The following is a 22,448-nucleotide window of genomic DNA, read 5'->3' as shown; positions in this document are numbered from 1 at the left end:
CGGTAGCTCAGGCGCCGCGCAGGCCTGCTGCGAGCTGGCGATTGAGGCGGACCAGCACGTCGAGCTTTTGCGGCGTCGGTGCGATCAGGATCTCGCGGGTCTGGTTCATGATGAAGATGCCGATATTGGCGATGTTCTGGCGGACTTCGGCGGGCAGGGGGCTGTCTTCCTTCACCACCGATGCCATGAAGATGGTCCACAGCTTGCGATTGAAGGTCAGGGCCGGCGTCAGTTCATCGTAGCTGTCGGGCCACTCGTCCTTGATCTTCTGAAGGCCTGCTGCCGCCTTCATCAGGAGGGCCGACTCGCGCTCGCGGGAGGATTCAACAACTTTGGCGGTCTGTTGGTACGCCTTAGCGCCTTGCTGATGCATTGGAGATCAGGTCCTGTTCATACTCGATAAGCCTTTGGGAGGCCTTCAGAGCTTTGTACAGTTGCCCGGTTAATATCTCGTTGTTGATTTGATTAACTATCTCCCCAGCGGAGGGGACGGCAGATAGAAATTCGTTGACCAGCGCGAAATACTGCTCCTGCGTGCTGCTGATATCGTCGTCGATATACATCAGCTGCACCGCCAGGTAGATGCGCTTGGCTGGCGTGTCAGCCGTTTCTGCGGTGAGGATGTCCTTTTCGCGCAGGATGGGCGCCCGACCATCGATGAATAGCCGTGTACGTTGGTCCGAATTGGTGATGATACAGTTGCCCACCAACAATTTTTCGCCCGGCTTGAGTTCGACCTTGAGCGCCATGTTCTGAGCCTCCGCGACTCGGCATTATCTGTGTCTGATCTAGCCTGCCATAGTGGCGAAAACAATGAAGGCGAGCCATGGCCCGCGCCGATGTCGGATCATACCCAATCGGAGATTAACGGACCGGCGGTGGCGTTTCGGTAATGGCGTGAACGAAAAAGGCGGGCCTGGGCCCGCCTTTGTGACGTTTGGAGCTTCGACGTTTACTGCAGGAGCTGCAGCACGCTCTGGTCGGCCTGGGAGGCGAGGGAGAGCGAGGAGGACGACAGCGACTGGCGGGTCTGCAGGGCCAGCAGGTTTGCCGCTTCTTCGTTCATGTCGGCCAGGGTGAGGTTCGCCGCGCCGGTTTCCAGCGTGTTGATCATCTCCTTGGTGAAGTCCTGGCGGTTCTGCACGATCGACAGGTTCGAACCGAAGGCGGACGACTGGGAGCGGACGTCGCTGAGAGCGGTCTTCACTGTGGCAAGCTGGGCGTCGATATTGGTGTCGCTGTCGAGATCGACGGCAGTGATGTCGAAGATGGCCAGGTTTGCGGAGTTGAGTGCTTCGCCATCCTTGGTCTGGATGTCGATATCGGACGTGCCGGTCTCGTTGAAGGTGATCTTCAGGTTATCGCCGCGCAACAGGTTGATACCGTTGAAGGAGGCATCGTCGCTGAGCTTGTCGAGCTGATCGCGCAGTTCATTGAACTGGTCGGCCAGATCGGCACGGACGGTATTGCCGCCGATGGTGGCGCCACCCGTGGTCGTGCCGTCGATGACGCCGCCGGATGTGATGCCGTCGATCTCAAGTTCCTGGGTCGACAGGTTTTCGATGCGCAGCTTGCCGTTGTCGTTGGAGGCACGGATCTTGTCGCGAAGGTCAGTGTCGCGATTGATCTCCGACACAAGTTCATCAACGGTCTTGGCGATTACGTTGACCAGAGTGGCAGTGCCACCGGCGTTAAAGCCGAAGTCGGCCAGGTCAAGTGTGGCCGCATCGGTCGTCGTGAGGTTGGTGACGGTGATGGCCGCGAGTTCGTTGCTAACGGAATCATTACCCGTGAAGGTCAAGGCGCCGCCCGCGTTGCCGACTGTGATCGGAACAGGGGTTCCCGCAGCATCGAAGGCTGCGTTCAGCGCGTCCTGCATTTCCGTCAGCGTGACCGCGTTCTGATCGGCGATGGTGAAGGTGGTCGCGGTGCCGCCATCGATGGCAACACTCAGCGTTGTCGCGCCGGTTGCCGTTATGGACACAGAGCGCGCCGGTGTTTCGCCGTTAATGCCGAGGTCGAATGTCATAGTCTCGGCCGCTGCGCCGTCGTAGAAGTCGAGGGCGGCATAAGCTGCGCCGGTATTAACCGCGTTGGCCTTGGCCAACTCCACCGTCTCCGTGGCAATGCCGAACTGGCCGCCGCCAAACGTCAGTTCATCGGTGGCGTCGATGCCGGTGGTTGGGACAGTGTAGGAGCTGGTCAGGAAGGTCTTGTCCTGGCGCGCCTGGCGCAAGGTCGACTGCATCGATTCCAGCGTCTTGGTGATGGAGGTCAGGCCATTGTCTGCGGCTTCCAGGGTCTGGATGCCGTTGGCCATGGAGTCCATCAGCGAGTTCAGGTCGCCGGCGCGGCTGTTGAGCGATGCCGCAGTGAAGAAGTTGGTCGGGTTGTCGAGAGCCGAGTTCACCTTGTTGCCGCTCGCAAGACGCTCTTGGGTCTTACCCATCATTTCGGCGGTGTTCTGTAGCGAAAGCAGGTTCGACCGAACGGCTTTCGAGAGAGAGATATCGGACATTGTGCTTCCTTCACTACGGCGCCGACGATCGGCTCATTCCTCTTCTTGAGGTTGATTCATATTTAACTCACAGAATCCTAATGGCCCGTTAACCATGATTTTTGACGCTTCGCTAACCATAACACGTTGGACGTGCTTGGTTTTCCTGGGGCCTTGGTGGGGCAGGGTGCTCGTCTGGATCATCGGTTTTGGTGTGAACTGGTGAATGGCGGGGGCGACTCGCCCCGATGAGTCCCAAAACGAAAAAGGCGGGCCGAAGCCCGCCTTTCCGATTCTTTGGTCGCTAGAGCCGATTAACGGATCAGCTGGAGGACCGACTGGTCGGCCTGCGAAGCCAGCGAGAGCGAGGAGGACGACAGCGACTGGCGGGTCTGCAGGGCCAGCAGGTTGGCGGCTTCTTCGTTCATGTCGGCCAGCGTCAGGTTGGCGGCGCCAGTCTGCAGCGTGTTGATCATGGACTTGGTGAAGTCCTGACGGTTCTGCACGATCGACAGGTTCGAACCGAAGGCGGACGACTGCGAACGAACTTCGTTCAGAGCGGTCTTGAGCTTGGTCAGTTCGGCGTCGATGTTGGTGTCGGCGTCGAGATCGGCAGCAGTCAGCGTGGTCGAGACGCCGAGGTTGGTCGAGTTGACCGAGTTCTCGTCCTTGGTCTGGATGTCGATCGAGGACGAGCCAGTTTCGTTGAACGTGATGGTCAGCTTGTCGCCGCGCAGCAGGTTGATACCGTTGAAGGAGGCATCGTCGCTGAGCTTGTCGAGCTGATCGCGCAGTTCGTTGAACTGGTCGGCCAGATCGGCACGCACGGTGTTGCCCAGGATTTCAGTGGTGCTGGCCGAGCTGCCGTTGATTGCGCCGGCAGATGTGGTGCCAGCGATGTCTAGTTCCTGGGTCGACAGGTTCTCGATACGGAGCTTTCCGTTGTCGTTCGAAGCGCGAACCTTGCCTTCAAGATCGTCGTTGGTGTTGATCTCGGAGACCAGGGCATCAACCGTCTTGGCAGTATTGACTGCTGTCGGAACCGCCTGAGCTGCAAGGCCGGCAATTGCGCCGGTACCAGCGACCGAGATAGCAGTGGTATTGTTGTCGGCGGTCAAGGTAAACTGGCCGTCGGCGTCGATGCTGGCGGTGACGTCAACGTCGGTATCAGCGTTGATCGCCTGGATCAGGTCGTCGAGGTCTTCAGTAGCAGCGGTACCAACAGTGTAAGTCACGGTATCCGCGCCGTCACCGATGATGATAGTTTCGCCGTCGGCGAGGCCGGCCGTAGCAAGTGTAGTGGCCGTAGTCTGGCCAGTAGCGGTTGCAGACGTGGTCGCTGCAGCGGCTGTGTTGCTGGTGAGAGCAATGTCTACCGCTACGCTACCAACTGAACCGCCAGTAAACGACAGCTCGGACGCACCAGTCAGGCCCGTTGTTGGCATCGTATAGGAGGCGGTCTGGAAGGACTTGTCCTGGCGAGCCTGGCGCAGGGTCGACTGCATGGATTCCAGGGTCTTGGTGATGGAGGTCAGGCCATTGTCTGCGGCTTCCAGAGTCTGGATACCATTGGCCATTGAGTCCATCAGGCCGTTCATGTCGCTGGCGCGGCTGTTGAGCGACTGGGCAGTGAAGAAGTTGGTCGGGTTATCGAGAGCCGAGTTCACCTTGTTACCAGTGGAGAGACGCTCCTGCGTCTTGCCCATCATGGTAGCAGTGCTCTGCAGAGAAAGCAGGTTCGAGCGAACGGCTTTCGAGAGGGAGATATCACCCATTTACTAAGGTCCTTTTCTAGGATTACGCAAACTACAACGCCTCTCCTGAGGCATCCCGAACATCATCCAGCAGCTTCTAAAGAACGGTTAAACGACTGCCGATTATTTGAGCAAATTCGTTGCGCGGATTTACTGGGTGAAAATAGAAAGCCCCGGAAACCGGGGCTTTTGGGAAATACTGCATCGGGCGACCAGTCATCTTGCATTAACTAGGCGATGAGGTCCTTGAGACGCGCTTCGGATTCCTCGGGGATCGTGCTGGTGCCGATCCGCATCATCAGCTCTTCCATTGTCTTTGGCGTCGGCGACAACGCGCCCGCAATGACAGCGGCGGCGAACATGGACGATGAGTCCCGGCGCGGCAGTTCGGGCTGGGGCGGCGTCTGGCGTTCACCCTGGGGGAACTGCTCGTTATTGCTTGATGTCGAGTTCTTAGGCGTGGCCGGAGCACTGTCAGGCAGCACGGTACGCTCGCCAGGTGTGGGGCGATAGCGGTAGTCGCTCAGACTATGTGTGCCCGAAACCGGGGACTCGGGCGTGATTGCGGAGATCATCATGACGCTGTCCTTGCATCCACGTAAGGCCAGTAGGCAGCGTAAATCTACTCCGATTGTTTCCCCGTTACTGCTGTTGACGGTAATTGATGTAAATTGATTCTAAATCAAAGGGCGCGGTTGATGGCGATGCCTCGGGCCGAGGCGGCTGGGTCTGCTGTAACGGTACCGCTCCGACCATAGGCCTTTGCCTTGTTCTGCTGTCCCACGATCTTGGCGACATCTGTCAACAGGTCTTCGGTGACCGTGCGTGCAGTGGCGAGGACTCGCAGGTTCTCCGCCATCTGCGTCGCCAGCCGTTCGTGGCCCAGCTTCAGCCTCGCGACGGCAGCAGGTGCCTGCGCCTTGAGCCGGTCGCCCTGGCGTTGGACGGAGCGGGCAAAGCCCACATAGTCCTGTGCCAGCCGCGTCTTGTCCGGCGTCAGGGCGCTGGCCTGGCGCAGATGGCCGGCGCGGAGCAGGGTGGTTTCTTCATTCATGACATTGACCAGAGCGGCGAGCGCGATCTCGGCCATCTGGCACAGCTCGTTGGCCGGAAGGCTATCGAGGGCGGCAAGGCGGGCGGCTGCGGTCATTGGTAGGCTCCCATGGTCGGCTTGATATTGTTCTGGTTGTTGGCGGCTTCCTGCAGGGCCAGCAGGTCCGGCATCAATTGGTCGGCAATCCCAAGGCCGCCATTCTGCGCCATGGTGTTGGCGAGCTGTTCGGCCTGCATGCCGCGCCACGTTTCCTCACCAAAACCGCCGCCCATTGATGCTTCATCGGTCTTGATGGTGGAGAACATCTGCTTGGTCAGCGTGTTGAGGAACACGCCTTCGAAATCCTCGGCCTGCTGGCGCACTCGGGCAATTTGCGCCGACGTCAGGGTGGAGCCGGGCCTTGCGATGGTCTCGATCATCACAGCACCTCGATTTCGGCCTGGAGGGCTCCGGTGGCCTTGATCGCTTGGAGGATGGCAATCAGGTCGCGCGGCGAGATACCCAACGCGTTGAGCCCATCCACCAGCTGCTGCAACGTCACTGACTCGTTGACCACGGCGAGGGCGGTTTCAGAGAGATTGGCATTGAGGGTGGTATTGGGCTCGACTGCGGTCTGCCCAAGGCTGAGCGGATTGGGCTGCGAGACGTTCGGGTCCTCGGCAATGGTAACCGTCAGGTTCGACTGGGCCACGGCGACGCTCGAGACGCGCACATCCTTGCCCATGACGATGATGCCGGAATTCTCGTCGATAACGATCTTGGCCGTCTGGTCGGTTTCCACCATCAACTGCTCGATATCGGTCAGCAGGTCGACGATATTGCCGTTGAAGCCTGGGGGCAGGGTGACACGCACGGTTGCCGGGTCTTCCGGCGTTGCGGTCGGGGCGCCGATGAAGTCGTTGACCGCCAATGCGATGCGGCGGGCTGTCGTGAGATCGGGGTTCCGCAAGGCCAGGCGCAGCGAGGTCTGGGCGCCGAGGTGGAAGTCGATCTCCCGCTCGATCAGCGCGCCAGAGGAAATGCGACCGGTGGTCGGGACGCCGGAGATGATTGTCGCGGCGTCGCCCTCGGCCTTGAAGCCGTTGATGGCCACGGGGCCCTGGGCGATGGCATAGACTTCGCCATCGGCGCCGAGCAGCGGCGTCACCAGCAGGGTGCCGCCCTGCAGGCTGTCGCTGTCGCCGAGAGCAGCGACCGACACGTCCATGCGCGAACCCTGGGTAGCGAAGGGTGGCAAGTTGGCGGTGACCATCACGGCCGCCACATTGGCGGTGCGAACATTCTCGCCGGCCGTATTGACGCCAAGGCGTTCCAGCATCGACTGCAGGGACTGCTTGGTGAACGGGGAATTGTTGAGGCTGTCGCCGGTGCCGTTGAGGCCGACCACCAGGCCATAACCCACTAGCTGGTTCTCGCGGATGCCTTCGAAGTCCACGATATCCTTGATGCGGGCAGCCGCACCATAAGCGTCTGCGACCGGCAGTAGTACGAGGGCGGTGCTCAACACCGTCGCGATCAGCCTCTGCATCATGGTTCTTGGCATCGTCGTCCCCGTATTGCGCCACCCCATCCCCATGGCGCGGCCTTCGCCCATCACATTGCGAAAATCGTGCCAGTTGCGGGCGCTGTAGCTAATGCATTGAAATTGCAGGATATTGTCCTGACCCATTGAGTATGCGTGCTCGTCCGAGCGACTGGGGCTGCAATTCTTGCCGGGTGCGTTAAGGCCTTGTTAAGGGCTGGAGGCAGATTTTGCCGCTACGAGAGCCAAACCGATTTGAGTCCGCCCTTGCGCATCGAAACCAACAATCGCACCTCTGGCGTCGGCAAAGGCGGCTCTGCCGGGCGCAGCGGATCCGGCGTGGATTTCATCCCGGCCGGCGGCGAAGCGCCGGCCCGCGTAGCGTCGGCTGCTCCGATGGCAGGCATGACCGGCATTGACGCAATTCTGGCCCTTCAGGCCGTGGACGGTCCGCTGGAAGGCAAAAAGAAGTCGCTCCGTCGCGGCCGGTCGCTGCTCGATACACTGGATGAGATCAAGGCCGATCTGTTGGTCGGCCGTGTCAGCGTCGGCAAGCTCGATGCCTTGGTCGGCATGCTGGCAGAGGTGCGGGAGCGGTCGCTGCCTGATCTTGACGCGGTGCTCGACGATATCGAACTGCGGGTGCGGGTCGAGCTGGCCAAGTTCGGGCGCTTCCCAGCTGCCTGAGCCGGCTTCATCAAAATGTTGTCGATACTGAGCTATGCGCCTGACGCGTACGGCCTTTCACGTATTAATCACTGCCACTTTACGCGCTTGCCGGGGGTTGCGCGCGCGCATATATAGGCCGCCATAAGGGGCGCATTGGAGTTGAGTCTGCTGATGTCTTCGGTTGCAGAAGTGATTGAATACCGGCCCACTGACAACGAGCCGTTCATGAATCCGCGCCAGCGGGAATATTTCCGGGCCAAGCTGAATGCGTGGAAGGACGATATCCTCCGCGAAAGCCGCGAGACCCTCGAGAACCTTCAGGAAGAGAGCCAGAATCATCCCGATATGGCCGATCGTGCCAGCTCGGAAAGTGACCGCTCCCTCGAACTGCGTACGCGTGATCGCCAGCGCAAGCTGATCTCCAAGATCGACGCCGCCCTCAAGCGCATTGACGATGGCACCTATGGCTATTGCGAGGAAACCGGGGATCCGATCGGCATCGCCCGTCTCGACGCCCGCCCGATCGCAACGCTGAGCCTGGAAGCCCAGGAAATGCACGAGCGCCGCGAAAAGGTCTACCGGGACGAGTAGTCGGACCGGAATGGAATTACAAAGAGGCCCGCAGCGATGCGGGCCTTTTTCTTTGCTACTTCAGCGGGATCGTATGGCCTCGACGCCCAGATCGGCTCGCCTGGCATCCCTGTCGTTCATCACCAGCGCGGCGATAAACGCCACGGGCAGACTGACACAGAGCAGGGCGGCGGCGACCAGTAGCGTGACCATCATGGGAGTCTTTCACAGCGGGAATGTTGCCTGCTAAACCGGCGCGAGCAGAACTTGTTCCGCGCCGGCCTGTTCACGATTTTTCGTCAGTCCGCCATGACGTGCTCGGCGGGGTCCGGCTTGGCCTGGTTCTTGGGCCGGCGGAGCAGGAAAACGATCGGCAGCGACAGGAAGGTGATGATCATCATCAGGTGGAAATCGTCGAGGAAGGCCAGCATGGCCGCCTGCTGCGTCACCAGCCCGCTCAGCGTGCTGGCCACATTGGCGAATCCACCATTCGCCGCCGCGAAGTCGCGCAGTGGCCCTGAATCCACGGTCAGCCGTGAGGCCAGTTCGCCGTAGTTGACCACCTGCATCTGGGCCAGCACGGTGGTGACCAGCGAAATGCCCACACCCTGACCGACATTGCGGACCAGGCTGAACATCGAGGTGGCTTCGACACGGTACTTCGAGGCGATGGTGGCAAAGGCCAGTGAGTTGAGCGGCACAAAGACAAAACCCATGCCGACGCCCTGCAGGAACCCCGACAGCAGGATGGGACCGGTGCTCATGACGATGTCGAACTGCGTCATCATATAGAGCGAATAGCCCATCAGCAGCGTACCGCCGACGATCAGGATGCGTGGATCGTACTTGGCGACCAGCCGTCCAACGATGATCATCGACACCATGGTGCCGATGCCGCGCGGCCCCATCAAGATGCCGGTTTCGACCACGGGAAAGCCCATCAGGTTCTGCAGCATCGGTGGAAGCAGAGCGAGGCCTGAGAACAGGGTGATGCCGGTGGTGAAGATGAGCACAAGGCCGGTGGTAAAATTGCGGTCCTTGAACATTGCAATATCGATGAACGGGTTGGCGCTGGTCAAGCTGTGTACGACGAATACCCAGATGCCGGATAGGGTCAGCATCAGGTAGATCCATATCTCCGGCGAATCGAACCAGCCGACGCCCTGGCCGCGATCGAGCAGCATCTGCAACGATGCGACCGCCAGGGCCAACATGCCAAAGCCGAAAAAGTCGAACTTGCGGATCTTGATGATTGTGTCTGGCATCAGCGCGAACAGCATGACGAAGGCAACAATGCCCACCGGCAGGTTGACCAGGAACACCGCGCGCCAGTTGAACGTCTCGGTGAGCCAGCCGCCCAATGTCGGCCCGATGATCGGTCCGAACATGATGCCGGCCCCGAAAATCGCCATGGCCTGGCCGAGCCTTTCGCGGGGATTGATGTCCATCATCGTGGCCTGCGCCAGCGGCACCAGCATGGCGCCGCAGATGCCCTGGACGACGCGGAACAACACCATCTGCGACAGGTTGGCGGCAACGCCGCAGAGCAGCGATGCGGCCGTGAAGCCGACAACGGCGCCGAGCAGCAGCCTGCGCCGGCCGATACGGTCCGAAAACCAGCCGGTGAGCGGCGTCGCGATAGCCGCGGCGACGATGTAGGAGGTCAAGACCCAGTTGATCTCGTCCTGCGACGCGCCAAGGCTGGCGCGCATGTGGGGCAGGGCGACATTGGCGATGGTGGTGTCGAGCACCTGCATCACCACCGCCACCATGATGGCGGCGGTCAGCAATCCCTTGTTCTTGACGGTGACTGTGGGCGCCGACACCGGGGCTTGCTCGGCCATTTTAAGAAGCCGCGCCTTCCGGCTGGGTATCCACCTTCACTGCAGCGCTCATGCCGGCGCGCAGGTTGGCGCCAACCTCGCCGTCGAGCACGATGCGAACGGGGATGCGCTGTACCACCTTGACCCAATTGCCGGTGGCGTTCTGGGCCGGGATCAGCGCGAATTCGGCGCCAGTTGCTGCGCCGATCGAGTCGACATGGCCGGTCAGGGCCAGGCCGGGATAGGCGTCGACGGTGACTTCCACCGGCATGCCAGCGGCGAGGCCGGTGAGCTGGGTTTCCTTGAAGTTGGCTTCCACCCAAGTCACTTCGGTTTCGACGAGCGTCGCGATGGTCGAGCCAGTGGCCACGAACTGGCCGACATTGAGACTATCCACCTGGCTGACGATACCAGCGGCCGGCGCGAGAATCGTGGTCTTTTCGAGGTTGCGCGCCGCGGTATCGCGCGCTGCCATGGCGGCGCGGACTGCAGGGTGTTCGTCGGTGGCGATGTCGGGGTTGCCGCCCAGCGCAGCTGTGGCGTTGGCGACGTCCTGCTGTTCCAGTGCCACGTTGCTCTGCGCCGCCTGCAATGCCAGTCGCGCGTCGTCGAGGCTGGATTCGGCCGTTACGCCCTGGGTCTGCAGCGCAGAATTGCGATCCCAGTCTTTCTGCCGGATTTCCAGTGTCGCATTGGCGGCGTCGAGCTTGGCCCGCGCCACTGCAAGACCCACGCGCAATTGTTCGACATTGACGCGGGCGGTGGCGAGCGCCGCGTCGGCTTGGCTCAACGCGATGCGATAGGGCTCAGGGTCGACCGTGAACAGCACGTCGCCGGCTTGCACCATCTGGTTGTTGGCGACGGCGACGGATGCGATGCGCCCGGAGACGTCGGACGAGATCGAGACTTTCGACTGCTGTACATAGGCATTGTCGGTGTCGATATAACGTCCGCCGGTCAGGTAAAAATAGGCGCCGCCGCCGAGTAGGGCGGCGGGCACCAGCAGCATCAGGGCAATGCGGCCGCCGGAGCGCTTCTTCTTGGCTGGCGCGGCGGGGGTGGTCACAACGACATCGACAGGTTCGGCCGATTTCGGCTCTTCAACACGCGCATTCATTTGATCAGTCCTTGGTCTCGGCCGCCTGGCCGAGGAGATTGTTACGCATCTGCTGCAAGACGGCCGTGGCGATGGCCGTCTGTTCGGGTGCGACGCCAACCAGCGCCGCCTCATACATTGCCGTCCCGGCGGCCCGCGCACTCTCCACGATGGCCAGACCCTTGTCGGTCACACGGGCGAGCTTGGCCCGGCTGTCGGCGGGGTCGGCCTCACGGGTGATCAGGCCGCGCTTTTCGAGCCGGTCCAGCACGCCCGACACCGTCATCTGGTCGGTATCGATGGCCTGGGCCAAGGCGACCTGCGAGATGCTGTCGGTGAAGGCGACATGCGCCAGCGCCCGCCATTGCGGCAGGGTCACGCCATGGGAACGCGCCTCTTCCTCGAAGCGGCGCTTCATCAGCTTTGCCACGTCGAACAGGAGATATCCGAGCGGCGCGCGCTCCTTGAAGCTGTCTAGTCTGCGGGTTTTCGATTTCATAAGTGCACATATAATACGTGTACTTATGGCGTCAAGCATAGTGGGGAAGAGCTGCCATGTGCCGAAGGCATGCCGGCGCGAGAGCTACCCGTTTTGGCTTGGCCTCGCCCTGCAGGCATGTGACATTGCGAAGACCGGGCGGGGGCGCCCAGTGCCTTGATGCATTTCTGGAATTAATCGGGCCGGAATGGCGATGATGAGCGGGCGGAGCAATCTCGTGCAACGGTCGCCGCAGCGACCTTCTCGGTGGCCGGAATGGGCGCGGCACCTGACGCGCATGGGCATCGTCAGCGACAATCCCGATGTGATCAGGCGCCAGACATTCGCCAATGTCGGGTCGCTGGTGGTTGCCGGTAACGCGCTGTCGCACCTGGTGATGAATGCCAGCTACAGCCTGTGGGGGCTGATGCCGCTCCACATCTACAACCTGGCGATCGTCGTGATCGCCTTAAGCCTGCACCGGCTGCATCGATTTGGCGACAATATCGTCGCGGCATGCCTCTGCACGCTGATCGTGGTGGGCCATAGCTTCGTGGTGTTCTCGCTGGGACTTGCCAGCGATCTGCACATCTACTTCGCGCTTGCCGCCTTCATGCTGGTCATGTTTGGCGTCAGAAACTGGCCGATCTATCTGGCCTTCTACGTCGCTGCTTTCATCGCACTGCTGGCCGTGCTGCAATTCGGCAACCCGTTGGGCTTTCTGCTTCCGGGCGATGTCAGCTTCCGGGCGTTCCTGTCGTCGCAGGCCATCATCAACGTGATGATCATCAACGGTCTGGGTATTTCCTACATTCTGACAGCCCTCAATCGCGCCCAGGAGGAACTGGCGCAGCAGGTCGCGGTGTCGGATGCCCTTGTCGACGTGATGCTGCCGAAATCGGTTTCAGCCCGACTCAAGCAAGCAGAGGAACGGCAAATCGCCGACCGGGTCGAAGGCGCTACCGTCATGTTTGCGGATCTGTCCGGGTTCACCCAGGCGGCCGCCGACGTGTCGGCCGAGACTCTGGTGGGTTATCTCGACGAGGTCTTCACCGGGTTTGACCTTCTGTGCGAGCGCCACGGCGTCGACAAGATCAAGACCATGGGGGATGGCTACATGGCAGTTGGCGGTTTGTCGGGGGATGCCGCCGCCGGAGCGGTCGCTACCGGCCGACTGGCGCTGGATATGCTGGCCTTCATAGATGGCCATCGGCCGCTGGGCGATACACCTCTCGGACTTCGCATCGGGCTCCATACGGGCCCGGTGATTGCCGGCGTCATCGGCGACATGCGCGTTTCCTACGATGTGTGGGGCAGCACGGTGAATGTCGCCCAGCGCATGGAGGCGCATGGCGAAGCTGGGCGGATCCAGGTGTCATCGTCGTTTGCGGAAATGGCGGGCGCCGCCTTCGCCTATGAGCCGCGCGGTGCGCTTGAGATCAAGGGTGCAGGCCGGCTGGAAACCTGGTTCCTTGCAGAGGCCGAAACGACAACGGGGCCCGAAGGCCCCGCTGCGTAAAAAATGGTTGGTTGGCTTAGAAGCCGAACACGGTGGTGATGCTCGAACCGTTGTTGCCGTTCTGGGCACACTGGGCGTTGGTGTTTTCGCCGAACTGGAACAGGCCGCAGCTGTTGTTGTTGCCGTTCTGCGAGATCGTGCCGTTGTGGCCGTTGCCCTGCTGGACGATCACGCCGTTATTGCCCGAACCGTTCTGGTTGAAGCCGGCGGAGTTGAAATTGCCGTTCTGCTGGGCGTTGGCGCCGGTGGCGCCCATGCCGTTGATCATGCCGAAAAGTCCGAGGCCGAGGCCCAAAGCGGCTGCTTCATCCGGATCGGTGGGGGTGTAGCTGATGGAAACCTGGCCGGCTGCCATTGCGGGGGCGGCAAGGCTGGCGACGCCAATGGCGGCTGCAGCAAGTGCGGCGACGAAGGTCTTGGTGAACTTGGTGGTCATGGCGTCTCTCCTGTTTGGGTTTTGGGTCTCAAGGCTTGCTGGGGTGTTCCAGCCGATGACCAGAGATTAGGGGGGCGCCACTGAACCGATCCGGAGCGGCCTATTCAGATTTCGTTCACTCGCCAAATTTGTCTGGAATACCCAAACAGAAAGGGGATCCAGTCTCCCGGAACCCCTTTAATTCATTGATGTTTTCGAGATCAACGCAGGTCTGAATATTCCTGGCTGCAGTTGAGTTTCGTGCCGTCGGCGGTGACGTCGAAGTCGACGTCGTAGGTCGAGCCGGCATTGATCTGGACCTTGCCGATCGCTGTCGCCTGGTTGGCCTCGACCGAGAAATATCCGCCCTGGCTGATGCTGGACGAGCCGCCATTGCTGGAGCTGCGAATGGCGAACTTGTATTCGCCGGTCAGAGCGACCGGGCTGAGAATGGTGCCTTCCAGAGTGAGCATGCCGCCCTGGCTGCTTTCGACAATGCCGCACTGGATGGTCGAGCCCGAATTGGCCATGCCGGAGGTGGCGGCGATAGCGGTGATGCCGATGCCAAGCAGGGCGGCGGCGCTGAAGCGGATGGTTTGGCTGATCATGGTATTCTCCTGAGACTGGGTTAAGCGAAAAGCCGGAAGGGAAATCCCTTCCGGCCATCAACAATTCACGTCAGGGACGGATCAGGGGCAGGCCTGGACGAAGGCGGTCACGTTGCCGGTGCCGGCCTGGGTCACGTTGGCATTGCAATTGTTGCCGACCTGTACGCCGGCGGCGACGTTGCCATTGCCGTTCTGGGTAAGGACGGCGCTGTGGTTGTTGCCGAACTGGCCGACGCCTGCGGCGTTGTTCCAACCCTGCTGCCAGGTATCACCATAGTTGCCGTTGCCCTGCTGGCCGATGGCGCCGACATTGTTGCCGCCGTTCTGGTGGCCGATGCCGGTATTGCCGTTGCCCGTCTGGTGGACGCCGAACGTGTTATTCCAGCCCATCTGGTTACCGCCGGCGGAGTTGCCGAAGCCGAACTGATTGACGAACACGTCGTTGGCCATGGCGGGAGCCGCGGTGACGGCGATGACGGCGGCGGCAAGGGCGGCGACGAGGGTCTTGGTGAACTTGGTGGTCATGGCGTCTCTCCTGTTGGCTTCTGGTGCATGGCTTGCTGGGTTGTTCCAGCTGATGACCAGACATTAGGAGGGCGCCACTGAACCGATCTGGAGCGATGCATTCATAGTTCGTTCACGCGCAAAAATAGTGGTCGAAGCACAAAAGAAAAGGGGTCCCAGTTTCCCGGAACCCCTTCATGCCGTTGATGTTTGTGGTTTCAACGCAGGCTCGCAACGTCCTGGCTGCAATCGAGCTTCTTGCCGTTGGCGGTAACGTCGAAGTCGATGGCATAGGCGGAGCCGGCATTGATCAGCACCTTGCCGATCGGCGTCGCCTGATTGGCCGCGACGGTGAAGTAGCCGCCCTGGCTGATGTTGGACGAGCCGCCATTGCCGGAGCTGCGGATGCTGAAGCGGTATTCGCCGCTCAGGGCAACCGGGCTCAGGATGGTGCCTTCAAGGGCGAGCATGCCGCGCTCGGAACCTTCGGCGATGCCGCACTGGATGCTGTCGGCGGTGGAGTGGGCCATGCCGGAAGTTGCGGCGATGGCGGCAATGCCGAGGCCCATCAAGGCGATGGTGCCGGTGCGTAGGGACTTGGTGATCATGGTATCCTCCTGGAACTGGTTTGAACGATAGGCCGGAAGGGGGCCTCCCTTCCGGCCATCAGCAATTCACGTCAGGACCGATCAGGGGCAGGCCTGCACGAAGGCCGTCACGTTGCCCGAACCAGCCTGGGTCACGTTGGCATTGCAGTTGTTGCCGACCTGGACACCGGCGGCGACGTTGCCGTTACCGTCCTGGGTCAGGACTGCGGTGTGGTTGCTGCCGAACTGGCCAACGCCACCGGCATTGTTGTTGCCCTGCTGCCAGATGTCAGCGCCGTTGTTGACGCCGACCTGGCCGACGGCGCCGGTGTTGCCGTTGCCGAACTGCTGGACGATACCGCCGTTGTTGATGCCGTTCTGGCCGATACCGATGGTATTACCAGCGCCGATCTGCTGGCCACCGGCCTGGTTGCCGAAGCCGAACTGATTGACGAAGATGCCGGCGGCGAAAGCGGGCGAGGCGGAAACTGCGAGAACTGCGGCGATTGCGGTGGTGATGATGATGCGTTTCATTTTGGTCTCTCCTGTTTGGCTGCGCTCCCTCCGAGCGCTTCTTGCCGATGACATGAGGATTAGACCGGGGCGTTGGAACTGGGGGTGAACTCGGGATTCAGATTTCGTTCATCCGATAAATTTCTTAAACCGGCGCAAGCGAGATGGTCCTTTCGACCGAGATCGCGGAAAGAAAATCTCTGTCGTGGCTGATGACGAGCAGGGCGCCATCATAGCCCCGCAGGCCGGCTTCGAGTTCCTCGACGGCCTGGATATCCAGGTGGTTGGCGGGTTCGTCGAGGATCAGCAGTTGCGGCGGGCTATTGCCGCCGATGGTGCAGGCGAGACCGGCGCGCAGCATCTCCCCACCGCTCAGCGTGCCCACGATTTGTAATGCCGCATCGGCGCGGAACATGAAGCGGGCCAGGGCAGCGCGACCTGTATTCTCATCGGCAGCCGGGTTGAGCCGACGAAAATTGTCGCGAATGCTGAGGGTCGGATCGAGCAGACTCACCGTCTGGTCGAGCAGGGCATAGGGCACCAGGATATCCCCGTGACCGGCGATGGGTCTCAGATCCCCGGTGAGCAACCGGAGCAGCGTGGTTTTGCCGGAGCCATTGGGGCCGGTGATGGCGACCCGCTCTGGCCCTGTCATCGACAAGTTGAAGTCGCGGATCACCGGTTCGATACCCTCAGGTCCACCGGTCAGTCCCGACGCAACCAATACAGTGCGACCGGCGGGGAGATTGGATGAGGCGAGCTTCACCGTCAGCGGTGTGAGGATTTCTACCTTGGCGCGCGCTTCGCTTGCGGCTTGGGTCGCATCCGAACGCTGGCGATTGGCTAGCCGGGCATTCTCACCGCTCGAATTCTCCGCATTCTCCTTCATGCCACCGAGCAGAATGCGCGGAATGCCGCCCTTGCGGGCACCGGCGCCATCCTTGCGCGCCTTGCGTTCGGCTTGGGCCTGGATCTTGCGGTCGATGTCGGCAACCTGACGCTCGGCCGAGGCGAGGCCGTGGGCGGCCGCCGCCAGTTCAAGCGCCTTGCGCTCGGCATAATGGTCCCAGTTGCCGCCATAGGTCGTGGCGCCGAGCGTCGTCAGCTCAACGATGGCGTCCATTTCGCGCAGTAAGGCGCGGTCGTGGCTGACCACGATCGCTGCACCACGCCAGCGATGCAGCAGTTCGACCACCGCATTGCGACCTTCGGCGTCGAGATTGTTGGTGGGTTCGTCGAGCAGGATGATATCGGGCCCACCCAGAATCAGCGCGGCCAGCGCCAGACGGGTGCGTTGGCCGCCGCTCAGCGTGGCGATTGCGCGCTCCGAGTCTAGCGGCGGCAGACCACAGCTGTTGAGCGCCGACTCGATTCGTCCGGGAAGCGTCCAATCGGCCTCGGCGCCGTCATTCAGCGTGCCCGTACCCTGTTCGAGTCTATCGAGCCGTTCCAGCGCGGGTCGCACACCAAGTGCTTCGGCGACGGTCTGGTCGCTGTCGGCCTGCACTGATTGGCGCAGCATGCCCAACGTGGCGTTGCGCAAGACGGTGCCGCTGGCTGGCTCAATCTCGCCGTCGATTATGCGGAGCAGGGTGGATTTGCCGGTGCCGTTGCGGCCTATCAGGCCAGTGCGGCCAGCACCAAACGACAGTTCGAGATCGGTGAAAAGCGGTTGGCCATCAGGCGTCGAATAAGAAAGCTGGTGAAGCGAAACAGAGGCGGACATGGGCGGATTCCAGGTGAGCGATGCGGGCGAGGCAGTCGTTCACCGAGAATTCCATTGGGTACCGTCCGGTCAGTGCTGCGGATGGACGGAAGGATAGGGGAGGTCGGCGATATGTCAACCTGGCCTGCAACTTTGAATCTGCCGATTGTACTAACGCATTGGGATTACTTGGTCTTTCGTCGTGTGCTACCGCGAGTACTCACGGTCGGCGAAGCGATGAAGTGCTCAGCAGTCATGCGTCCGCCAATACGCTCCAGCAGCAGGCGAGCGGCATTGCGGCCGATCTCGCGGCCCTTCTGGTCGATGCTGGTCAAGTCGTTCTGAGTGAATGCACAGGGCGGGGAATTGTCGTAACCGATGACGCCGATATCCTCCGGCACGCGCAAGCCCAGCGAACGCACTGCGCTTAGCACTTCGAGGGCATAGTAGTCCGCCCAGCCGAAAATGGCGTCCGGCGGTTCCTGCCCTTCGATCAGGCTGCGGACGGTGGCCGTAACGTCGTCGATGCCCTCGTAGGCTTCGGCTATGCGGATCGTCCGGTCGTCAAATCCTGCCTCGCGCATGGCTCTGGTGAAGCCCACTTCGCGTTTGCGTGACACGTCGGCACGGCCCTGATCCTTACCCAAGGTAATCATCGCAGGACGCTTGTAACCCTGTTGCAGCAAGTATTCGACAGCTAGCGCCCCGCCGCGTTCATCATCGTTGTTGGCAGAGTCGAAAGTGGTGGCACCCGGCTCGTGATGGCCGATCATGACGACCGGAACTTCGCGTGCAAGGACCTCGACAACGGCGGTATCCATGCGCTGACCGATGAGGATGAGTCCGTCCACCTGCCGGTCGATCAGCGCGTGTACGATCGTGGTCTCAAGGGTTGGCTGGCCGCGTCCGATGCCGATCAGCGGGACATATTGCGTGCCGGCCAGGCTGTCGCTGATGCCGTCCAACAGTAGCGGAAAAAACGGGTTCTTGATGTCCACCATAAGCACACCGATGGTGTAGGTCTGGCCGCGCATGCCGCGCGCGGCGGCGCTCGGACGATAGTTGAGCGCTGCGATCGAAGACTCGACCTTGGCGCGCATGTCTGCACTTACGCCATAGGCGTCGCGCATGACCTTGGAAACGGCAGCCACCGACACACCGGCATGTTCGGCCACCTCACGAATGGTGACGCGCCCGCCAGCGCGGCCCGTTGCCGGATTGTCCATTCCCAAAACCATTCTGCAGAACCCAGATGCCCCTCGTGGTGTGCCTTAGCATGCAGTGCTCAAAAAAGCCTATTGCCAAGTTGCTTCGTTTGTAGAACGATACACGTAGAACATTCTACACCCCGATCCAACGGGACGTCACGAGGAGAATTTGCGGTGAACTACGCCATGAATGCGAGCGCGGTTGGCGCGGCCAACGGTCATACCTGGGTAGCGAACATGGTGCGACCATTGAGCGACAAGGGCGTCGGGACGCCGGCGTCTTTTGTGGCAAAGTCCTTCACGCTCGACCGGGTTGGTGGCGACGAGACGCTGCGCATCAGCGCGCTTGGGCTCTATCGCTGCTTCATCAACGGCAAGCGCGTCGGCAAGGACGAGCTGACCCCAGGCTGGACCAGCTACGACGTGCGCTTGAGCTACCAGACCTATGCGGTGGCGGACCTGCTGGTGTCCGGCGAGAACCGCATCGAAATCTGGCTGGCGGATGGCTGGCTGCGCTCGCAGATGATGTGGGGCAAGGCGCCGATCTTCAACACGTGGGGCAGCGAGATCGCCGCCATTGCCGAACTGAGCAGTGCGGCTACCGGCACTGCGCCGCTGCTGGTGACCGATGCAAGCTGGGAAAGTGGCGAACTGCCGGTCCGCAAGTCGGGCATCTATTTTGGCGAGATATTCGACGCTGGATTCGCGCCCAAGGTAACGGCCGGTACAGCGATTATCGACTTCGACCCTGCCAGGCTCGTCGCCCACGAAACCACGCCGGTTCGCGAACTCGCGCCGCTCCAGGTGGTCAAAAGCTGGACCGATGCCGAAGGACGTACCGTCTATGATTTCGGTCAGAACAGCGGTGGCTATGTCGCCTTCAACGTCACTGGCGAGGCCGGTGCCAAGGTCGCCGTCGAGCATGCCGAAGTGCTCAACCAGGACGGCGCGTTCTACAACGTCAACTTCCGCACCGCCGAAGCGCGGCTCGAATATACGCTGTCCGGCAAGGGGACCGAGCACTATCGCCCACACTTCACCTTTCAGGGTTTCCGCTATGCCCGCGTGACCATCACCGGCAAAGCGACGCTGGGCAGCATCGTTTCGGTGCCGATAAGCTCCGTGACCGAGGTCAAGGCGAGCTTCACCTCTGCCAGCCAGCTGGTTGACCGGCTGTTCCTCAATACCGTCTGGTCGCAGCGCGCGAACTTCATCGAAGTGCCAACCGATTGCCCGCAGCGTGACGAGCGCCTGGGCTGGACCGGTGACGCGCAGGTCTTTGCCGGCACGGCGCTCTACCTAGCCGACGCGCAGAGCTTCTTCCAGAAGTGGATCCGCGACGTCATGGCCGACCAGCGCGCAGACGGCGCCGTGCCCCATGTGTCGCCCGATCCAACGCGCATGCAGTCCAAGGATTACCCCGGCTTCTTCGGCTCCACCGGTTGGGGCGATGCCATCTGGATGATCCCGTGGCAGGTCTATCTGCACTACGGCAACACCGCGATCCTGCGCGAAGTCCTGCCGGCCATGGTCAAATGGGTCGATTTCGTCTGGTCGATCAGCGAAGGACCGATCGTCAGTCCACCCCGCGAATGGGGTGGCCGCGGCTTCTCCTTTGGCGACTGGTTGCAGCCGAGCGGCCCCAGCGCCAAGCCGCTGCCGACCATAGGCGACGACGCCTCGGCGACGATCTACCTGTTCATCGCGTCGACACATGTGGCACGCATCGCGCGAATCGTCGGCCAGGCAGACTTGGCCGAGCGCCTGGAAGGCATTGCTGCCCAGGTCAAAGCCGCTTTCGCCGACGAGTTTATCACCGCCTCCGGGCGCCTGGCCTATGACGACCAGACTTCGTACGCCCTGGCGTTCCTCCACGACCTGATCCCTGCCGACAAGCAGGAAGCCGCCAAGCGCTACTTCAAGGCGACCATCAAGCGCAGCGACGGCCGCATTGGCACTGGCTTCATCGGCACGCCGGCGCTGCTGCCGGCGCTGGTCAAGATCGGCGAAGTCGGCCTTGCGGCGGATGTATTCCTGCAGGAAGAGGTTCCGGGCTGGCTCTATCAGGTCAAGATGGGCGCCACGACGATCTGGGAGCGCTGGGACGCGATCCAGGCGGATGGATCGATATACAATCCGCAGATGAATTCCTACAACCACTACGCCTATGGCGCGGTGTGCCAATGGTTGCTCGAAGGTGTCGCCGGCTTCCGTCCGGACGAGACCGATCCGGGCTTTGCCACGATCATCTTCGAGCCGACCGTCATTGCCGACCTGTCTCCGGTCAAGGCGCATCACGACAGCCCAAGGGGCACGATCCGAGCCGAATGGACGGTATCTGGCGATGCGGTGACCTACAGTGTCGAAGTTCCCGCTGCGTCCTCGGGCGTACTGCGACTGTCGGCTGACTGCCGCAACATCTCTGTCGACGGCTCGGCCTGGGACGGGCATGGCGACAAGGCCCTGACGCCGGGCAAGCATAGCATCACCTTCAATTTTACGCCGGTCCTGCGCGCGCAGAAGTCCGAGCACAGCATCAATGCCCGGACGCCCTGACCAACAGGCGACGGCAATGAATGGTCCGCATGGTGCGGGCATAATGGGAGAGAGACCAATGACCATGACTACACGCAGGACGGCGCTGGCGGGCTTGTCCGCTGCCATGCTGGCGATGACGGCGCTGACAGGCGGTGCTTTCGCGCAGTCGATCAATCTGACCTACCTGATCCCGAGCGGTGCCGACGGCGTCGCCGTGGCCGAGGAGATCGTCAAGAGCTTCGAAGCCGCCAATCCCGATATCAACATCGATATCGAAACCCGTCCCGGCGGTTCGGAAGGCGATAACATGATCAAGACGCGCCTCGCGACGGGCACGATGGCCGATGTGTTCCGCTACAATTCCGGTTCGCTGTTCCAGGCGATCAATCCAGCACAGTTCCTCGTCGACCTGACCAACGAACCCTGGCAGGCCGATGTGCAGGCCTCGTTCAAGCAGGTCGTGACGGCGCCGGATGGCACCATTCGCGGCGCTCCGATGGGCGCGGCCATGGGCGGCGGCATCTATTACAACAAGGCGATCTACGAAGAGCTCGGCCTCTCCGTTCCCACCACCTGGGCCGAGTTCATGGCCAACAACCAGAAGATCAAGGACGCCGGCAAGGTTGCGGTTATCCAGACCTATGGCGACACCTGGACCAGCCAGCTGTTCGTGCTGGCCGACTATTACAACGTGTCGGCCAAGGACGCGAACTTCGCCAACAACTACACGGCCAACGAGGCCAAGTTCGCCACAGACCCGGCGGCTCTGCGCGGCTTCGAGAAGCTACAGGAAGTGTTCGACGCCGGCTATCTCAACGAGGATTTCGGCGCGGCGAAGTATGATGACGGCATCCGCATGGTCTCCGCCGGCGAGGGCGCGCATTACCCGATGCTGACTTTCGCGACCACGGCTATTGCCGCCACCTATCCCGAGAACCTCGCCAATGTCGGCTTCTTCGCCCAGCCCGGTGACGATGCAGCGCTGAACGGCCTGACCGTATGGATGCCCGATGGCATCTATATTCCGACCACGACGTCGAACCTCGATGCTGCCAAGAAGTTCGTGGCGTTCGTCGCCAGCGTCGAAGGCTGCGAGGCCCAGACGCGCGCTGGCGGTGCCTCGGGCCCATACCTGATCAATGGCTGCACGCTGCCTGATGATGTGCCGCCGGCCGTGAGCGACATGCTGCCCTACTTCGCCGAGGGCGGTCAGAATGGCCCGGCACTCGAGTTCCTGTCGCCCATCAAGGGCCCGGCTCTCGAGCAGATCACCGTCGAAGTCGGCTCGGGCATCCGTCCGGCCGCCGATGGCGCGGCTCTCTACGACGAGGACGTGCGCAAGCAGGCTCAGCAGCTCGGCCTTCCCGGCTGGTAAGCACTTGCTCATG

Annotated in this window: 24 protein-coding genes; 5 read left to right on the top strand and 19 right to left on the bottom strand. The window is 61.6% G+C overall.

All coding sequences use genetic code 11. The annotated features are described in order from the left end of the window. Nucleotides 1-7: 7 nt before the first annotated feature. From flaF to IM737_RS05130, 8 genes are all read right to left on the bottom strand, one after another. On the bottom strand, nt 8-373 hold the full coding sequence (gene flaF / locus IM737_RS05165; protein ID WP_236898853.1) for a flagellar biosynthesis regulator FlaF: 366 nt from the start codon (nt 371-373) through the stop codon (nt 8-10). Next, the gene (gene flbT, locus IM737_RS05160; protein ID WP_236898852.1) at nt 354-749 is read right to left on the bottom strand and encodes a flagellar biosynthesis repressor FlbT; all 396 of its coding nucleotides are present in this window, start codon (nt 747-749) and stop codon (nt 354-356) included. The genes flaF and flbT overlap by 20 nt, the downstream gene beginning before the upstream one ends. A 203-nt stretch (nt 750-952) precedes the next feature. Then, a complete protein-coding gene (locus IM737_RS05155) occupies nt 953-2,518 on the bottom strand; it encodes a flagellin N-terminal helical domain-containing protein (RefSeq protein ID WP_236898851.1) in 1,566 nt (521 codons plus the stop codon). A gap of 293 nt (nt 2,519-2,811) precedes the next feature. Next, nucleotides 2,812-4,272, bottom strand: a complete 1,461-nt coding sequence (locus IM737_RS05150) for a flagellin N-terminal helical domain-containing protein (RefSeq protein WP_236898850.1) — start codon at nt 4,270-4,272, stop codon at nt 2,812-2,814. Nucleotides 4,273-4,481: 209 nt separating this feature from the next. Next, on the bottom strand, nt 4,482-4,829 hold the full coding sequence (locus IM737_RS05145; protein ID WP_236898849.1) for a hypothetical protein: 348 nt from the start codon (nt 4,827-4,829) through the stop codon (nt 4,482-4,484). Nucleotides 4,830-4,933: 104 nt separating this feature from the next. Further along, complete coding sequence (locus IM737_RS05140) at nt 4,934-5,401, bottom strand: hypothetical protein (RefSeq protein WP_236898848.1); 468 nt, start codon at nt 5,399-5,401, stop codon at nt 4,934-4,936. Further along, on the bottom strand, nt 5,398-5,724 hold the full coding sequence (locus tag IM737_RS05135; RefSeq protein WP_236898847.1) for a rod-binding protein: 327 nt from the start codon (nt 5,722-5,724) through the stop codon (nt 5,398-5,400). The genes IM737_RS05140 and IM737_RS05135 overlap by 4 nt, the downstream gene beginning before the upstream one ends. Further along, nucleotides 5,724-6,848 carry a flagellar basal body P-ring protein FlgI gene (locus IM737_RS05130; RefSeq protein WP_442874192.1) on the bottom strand — a complete coding sequence of 375 codons (1,125 nt, stop codon included), beginning with the start codon at nt 6,846-6,848 and terminating at the stop codon, nt 5,724-5,726. The genes IM737_RS05135 and IM737_RS05130 overlap by 1 nt, the downstream gene beginning before the upstream one ends. Before the next feature lie 246 nt (nt 6,849-7,094). On the opposite strand from IM737_RS05130, the gene IM737_RS05125 reads away from it, so the two are divergent. After that, a complete protein-coding gene (locus tag IM737_RS05125; RefSeq protein ID WP_236898845.1) occupies nt 7,095-7,514 on the top strand; it encodes a flagellar assembly protein FliX in 420 nt (139 codons plus the stop codon). A gap of 153 nt (nt 7,515-7,667) precedes the next feature. Beyond that, nucleotides 7,668-8,087, top strand: coding sequence for an RNA polymerase-binding protein DksA (gene dksA, locus IM737_RS05120; RefSeq protein WP_236898844.1), 420 nt, complete (start codon nt 7,668-7,670; stop codon nt 8,085-8,087). A 60-nt stretch (nt 8,088-8,147) separates the two neighbouring features. Here the strand turns inward: dksA and IM737_RS20920 are convergent, their stop codons facing one another. The 4 genes from IM737_RS20920 to IM737_RS05105 all read right to left on the bottom strand — a co-directional run bounded on the left by IM737_RS20920 (nt 8,148) and on the right by IM737_RS05105 (nt 11,484). Then, complete coding sequence (locus tag IM737_RS20920) at nt 8,148-8,282, bottom strand: hypothetical protein (protein WP_272906546.1); 135 nt, start codon at nt 8,280-8,282, stop codon at nt 8,148-8,150. A gap of 83 nt (nt 8,283-8,365) precedes the next feature. Continuing rightward, entirely contained in the window at nt 8,366-9,910 is a 1,545-nt protein-coding gene (locus IM737_RS05115) for a DHA2 family efflux MFS transporter permease subunit (RefSeq protein WP_236898843.1), read from the bottom strand. Between the two features lies 1 nt (nt 9,911). After that, nucleotides 9,912-11,006: an HlyD family secretion protein gene (locus tag IM737_RS05110; RefSeq protein WP_236898842.1), complete on the bottom strand. Its 1,095-nt coding sequence runs from the start codon at nt 11,004-11,006 to the stop codon at nt 9,912-9,914. 4 nt (nt 11,007-11,010) lie between these two features. Continuing rightward, complete coding sequence (locus IM737_RS05105) at nt 11,011-11,484, bottom strand: MarR family winged helix-turn-helix transcriptional regulator (RefSeq protein WP_236898841.1); 474 nt, start codon at nt 11,482-11,484, stop codon at nt 11,011-11,013. 217 nt (nt 11,485-11,701) lie between these two features. Between IM737_RS05105 and IM737_RS05100 the strand changes: the two genes are divergently transcribed. Then, nucleotides 11,702-12,982, top strand: coding sequence for an adenylate/guanylate cyclase domain-containing protein (locus tag IM737_RS05100; RefSeq protein ID WP_236898840.1), 1,281 nt, complete (start codon nt 11,702-11,704; stop codon nt 12,980-12,982). A gap of 16 nt (nt 12,983-12,998) precedes the next feature. Here the strand turns inward: IM737_RS05100 and IM737_RS05095 are convergent, their stop codons facing one another. From IM737_RS05095 to IM737_RS05065, 7 genes are all read right to left on the bottom strand, one after another. After that, a complete protein-coding gene (locus tag IM737_RS05095; protein WP_236898839.1) occupies nt 12,999-13,418 on the bottom strand; it encodes a curlin in 420 nt (139 codons plus the stop codon). Between the two features lie 200 nt (nt 13,419-13,618). Then, nucleotides 13,619-14,005: a curli-like amyloid fiber formation chaperone CsgH gene (gene csgH / locus IM737_RS05090; protein ID WP_236898838.1), complete on the bottom strand. Its 387-nt coding sequence runs from the start codon at nt 14,003-14,005 to the stop codon at nt 13,619-13,621. Between the two features lie 81 nt (nt 14,006-14,086). Continuing rightward, the gene (locus tag IM737_RS05085; protein WP_236898837.1) at nt 14,087-14,530 is read right to left on the bottom strand and encodes a curlin; all 444 of its coding nucleotides are present in this window, start codon (nt 14,528-14,530) and stop codon (nt 14,087-14,089) included. A 197-nt stretch (nt 14,531-14,727) separates the two neighbouring features. Further along, nucleotides 14,728-15,117: a curli-like amyloid fiber formation chaperone CsgH gene (gene csgH / locus IM737_RS05080; protein ID WP_236898836.1), complete on the bottom strand. Its 390-nt coding sequence runs from the start codon at nt 15,115-15,117 to the stop codon at nt 14,728-14,730. Between the two features lie 81 nt (nt 15,118-15,198). Next, nucleotides 15,199-15,630, bottom strand: coding sequence for a curlin (locus tag IM737_RS05075; RefSeq protein ID WP_236898835.1), 432 nt, complete (start codon nt 15,628-15,630; stop codon nt 15,199-15,201). A 124-nt stretch (nt 15,631-15,754) separates the two neighbouring features. Then, nucleotides 15,755-17,335, bottom strand: a complete 1,581-nt coding sequence (locus IM737_RS05070; RefSeq protein WP_236898834.1) for an ABC-F family ATP-binding cassette domain-containing protein — start codon at nt 17,333-17,335, stop codon at nt 15,755-15,757. Between the two features lie 164 nt (nt 17,336-17,499). Next, nucleotides 17,500-18,540: a LacI family DNA-binding transcriptional regulator gene (locus IM737_RS05065; protein ID WP_236898832.1), complete on the bottom strand. Its 1,041-nt coding sequence runs from the start codon at nt 18,538-18,540 to the stop codon at nt 17,500-17,502. A 168-nt stretch (nt 18,541-18,708) separates the two neighbouring features. On the opposite strand from IM737_RS05065, the gene IM737_RS05060 reads away from it, so the two are divergent. Further along, complete coding sequence (locus IM737_RS05060; protein WP_236899866.1) at nt 18,709-21,078, top strand: alpha-L-rhamnosidase; 2,370 nt, start codon at nt 18,709-18,711, stop codon at nt 21,076-21,078. 58 nt (nt 21,079-21,136) lie between these two features. After that, complete coding sequence (locus IM737_RS05055) at nt 21,137-22,435, top strand: ABC transporter substrate-binding protein (protein ID WP_236898830.1); 1,299 nt, start codon at nt 21,137-21,139, stop codon at nt 22,433-22,435. The last annotated feature ends 13 nt before the right edge of the window (nt 22,436-22,448 follow it).

Origin of the sequence: Devosia sp. SL43, assembly GCF_021729885.1 — a bacterium.
In the GTDB taxonomy this organism is placed as follows: Bacteria; Pseudomonadota; Alphaproteobacteria; order Rhizobiales; family Devosiaceae; genus Devosia.
This window is presented reverse-complemented; position numbering and strand designations above follow the sequence as displayed.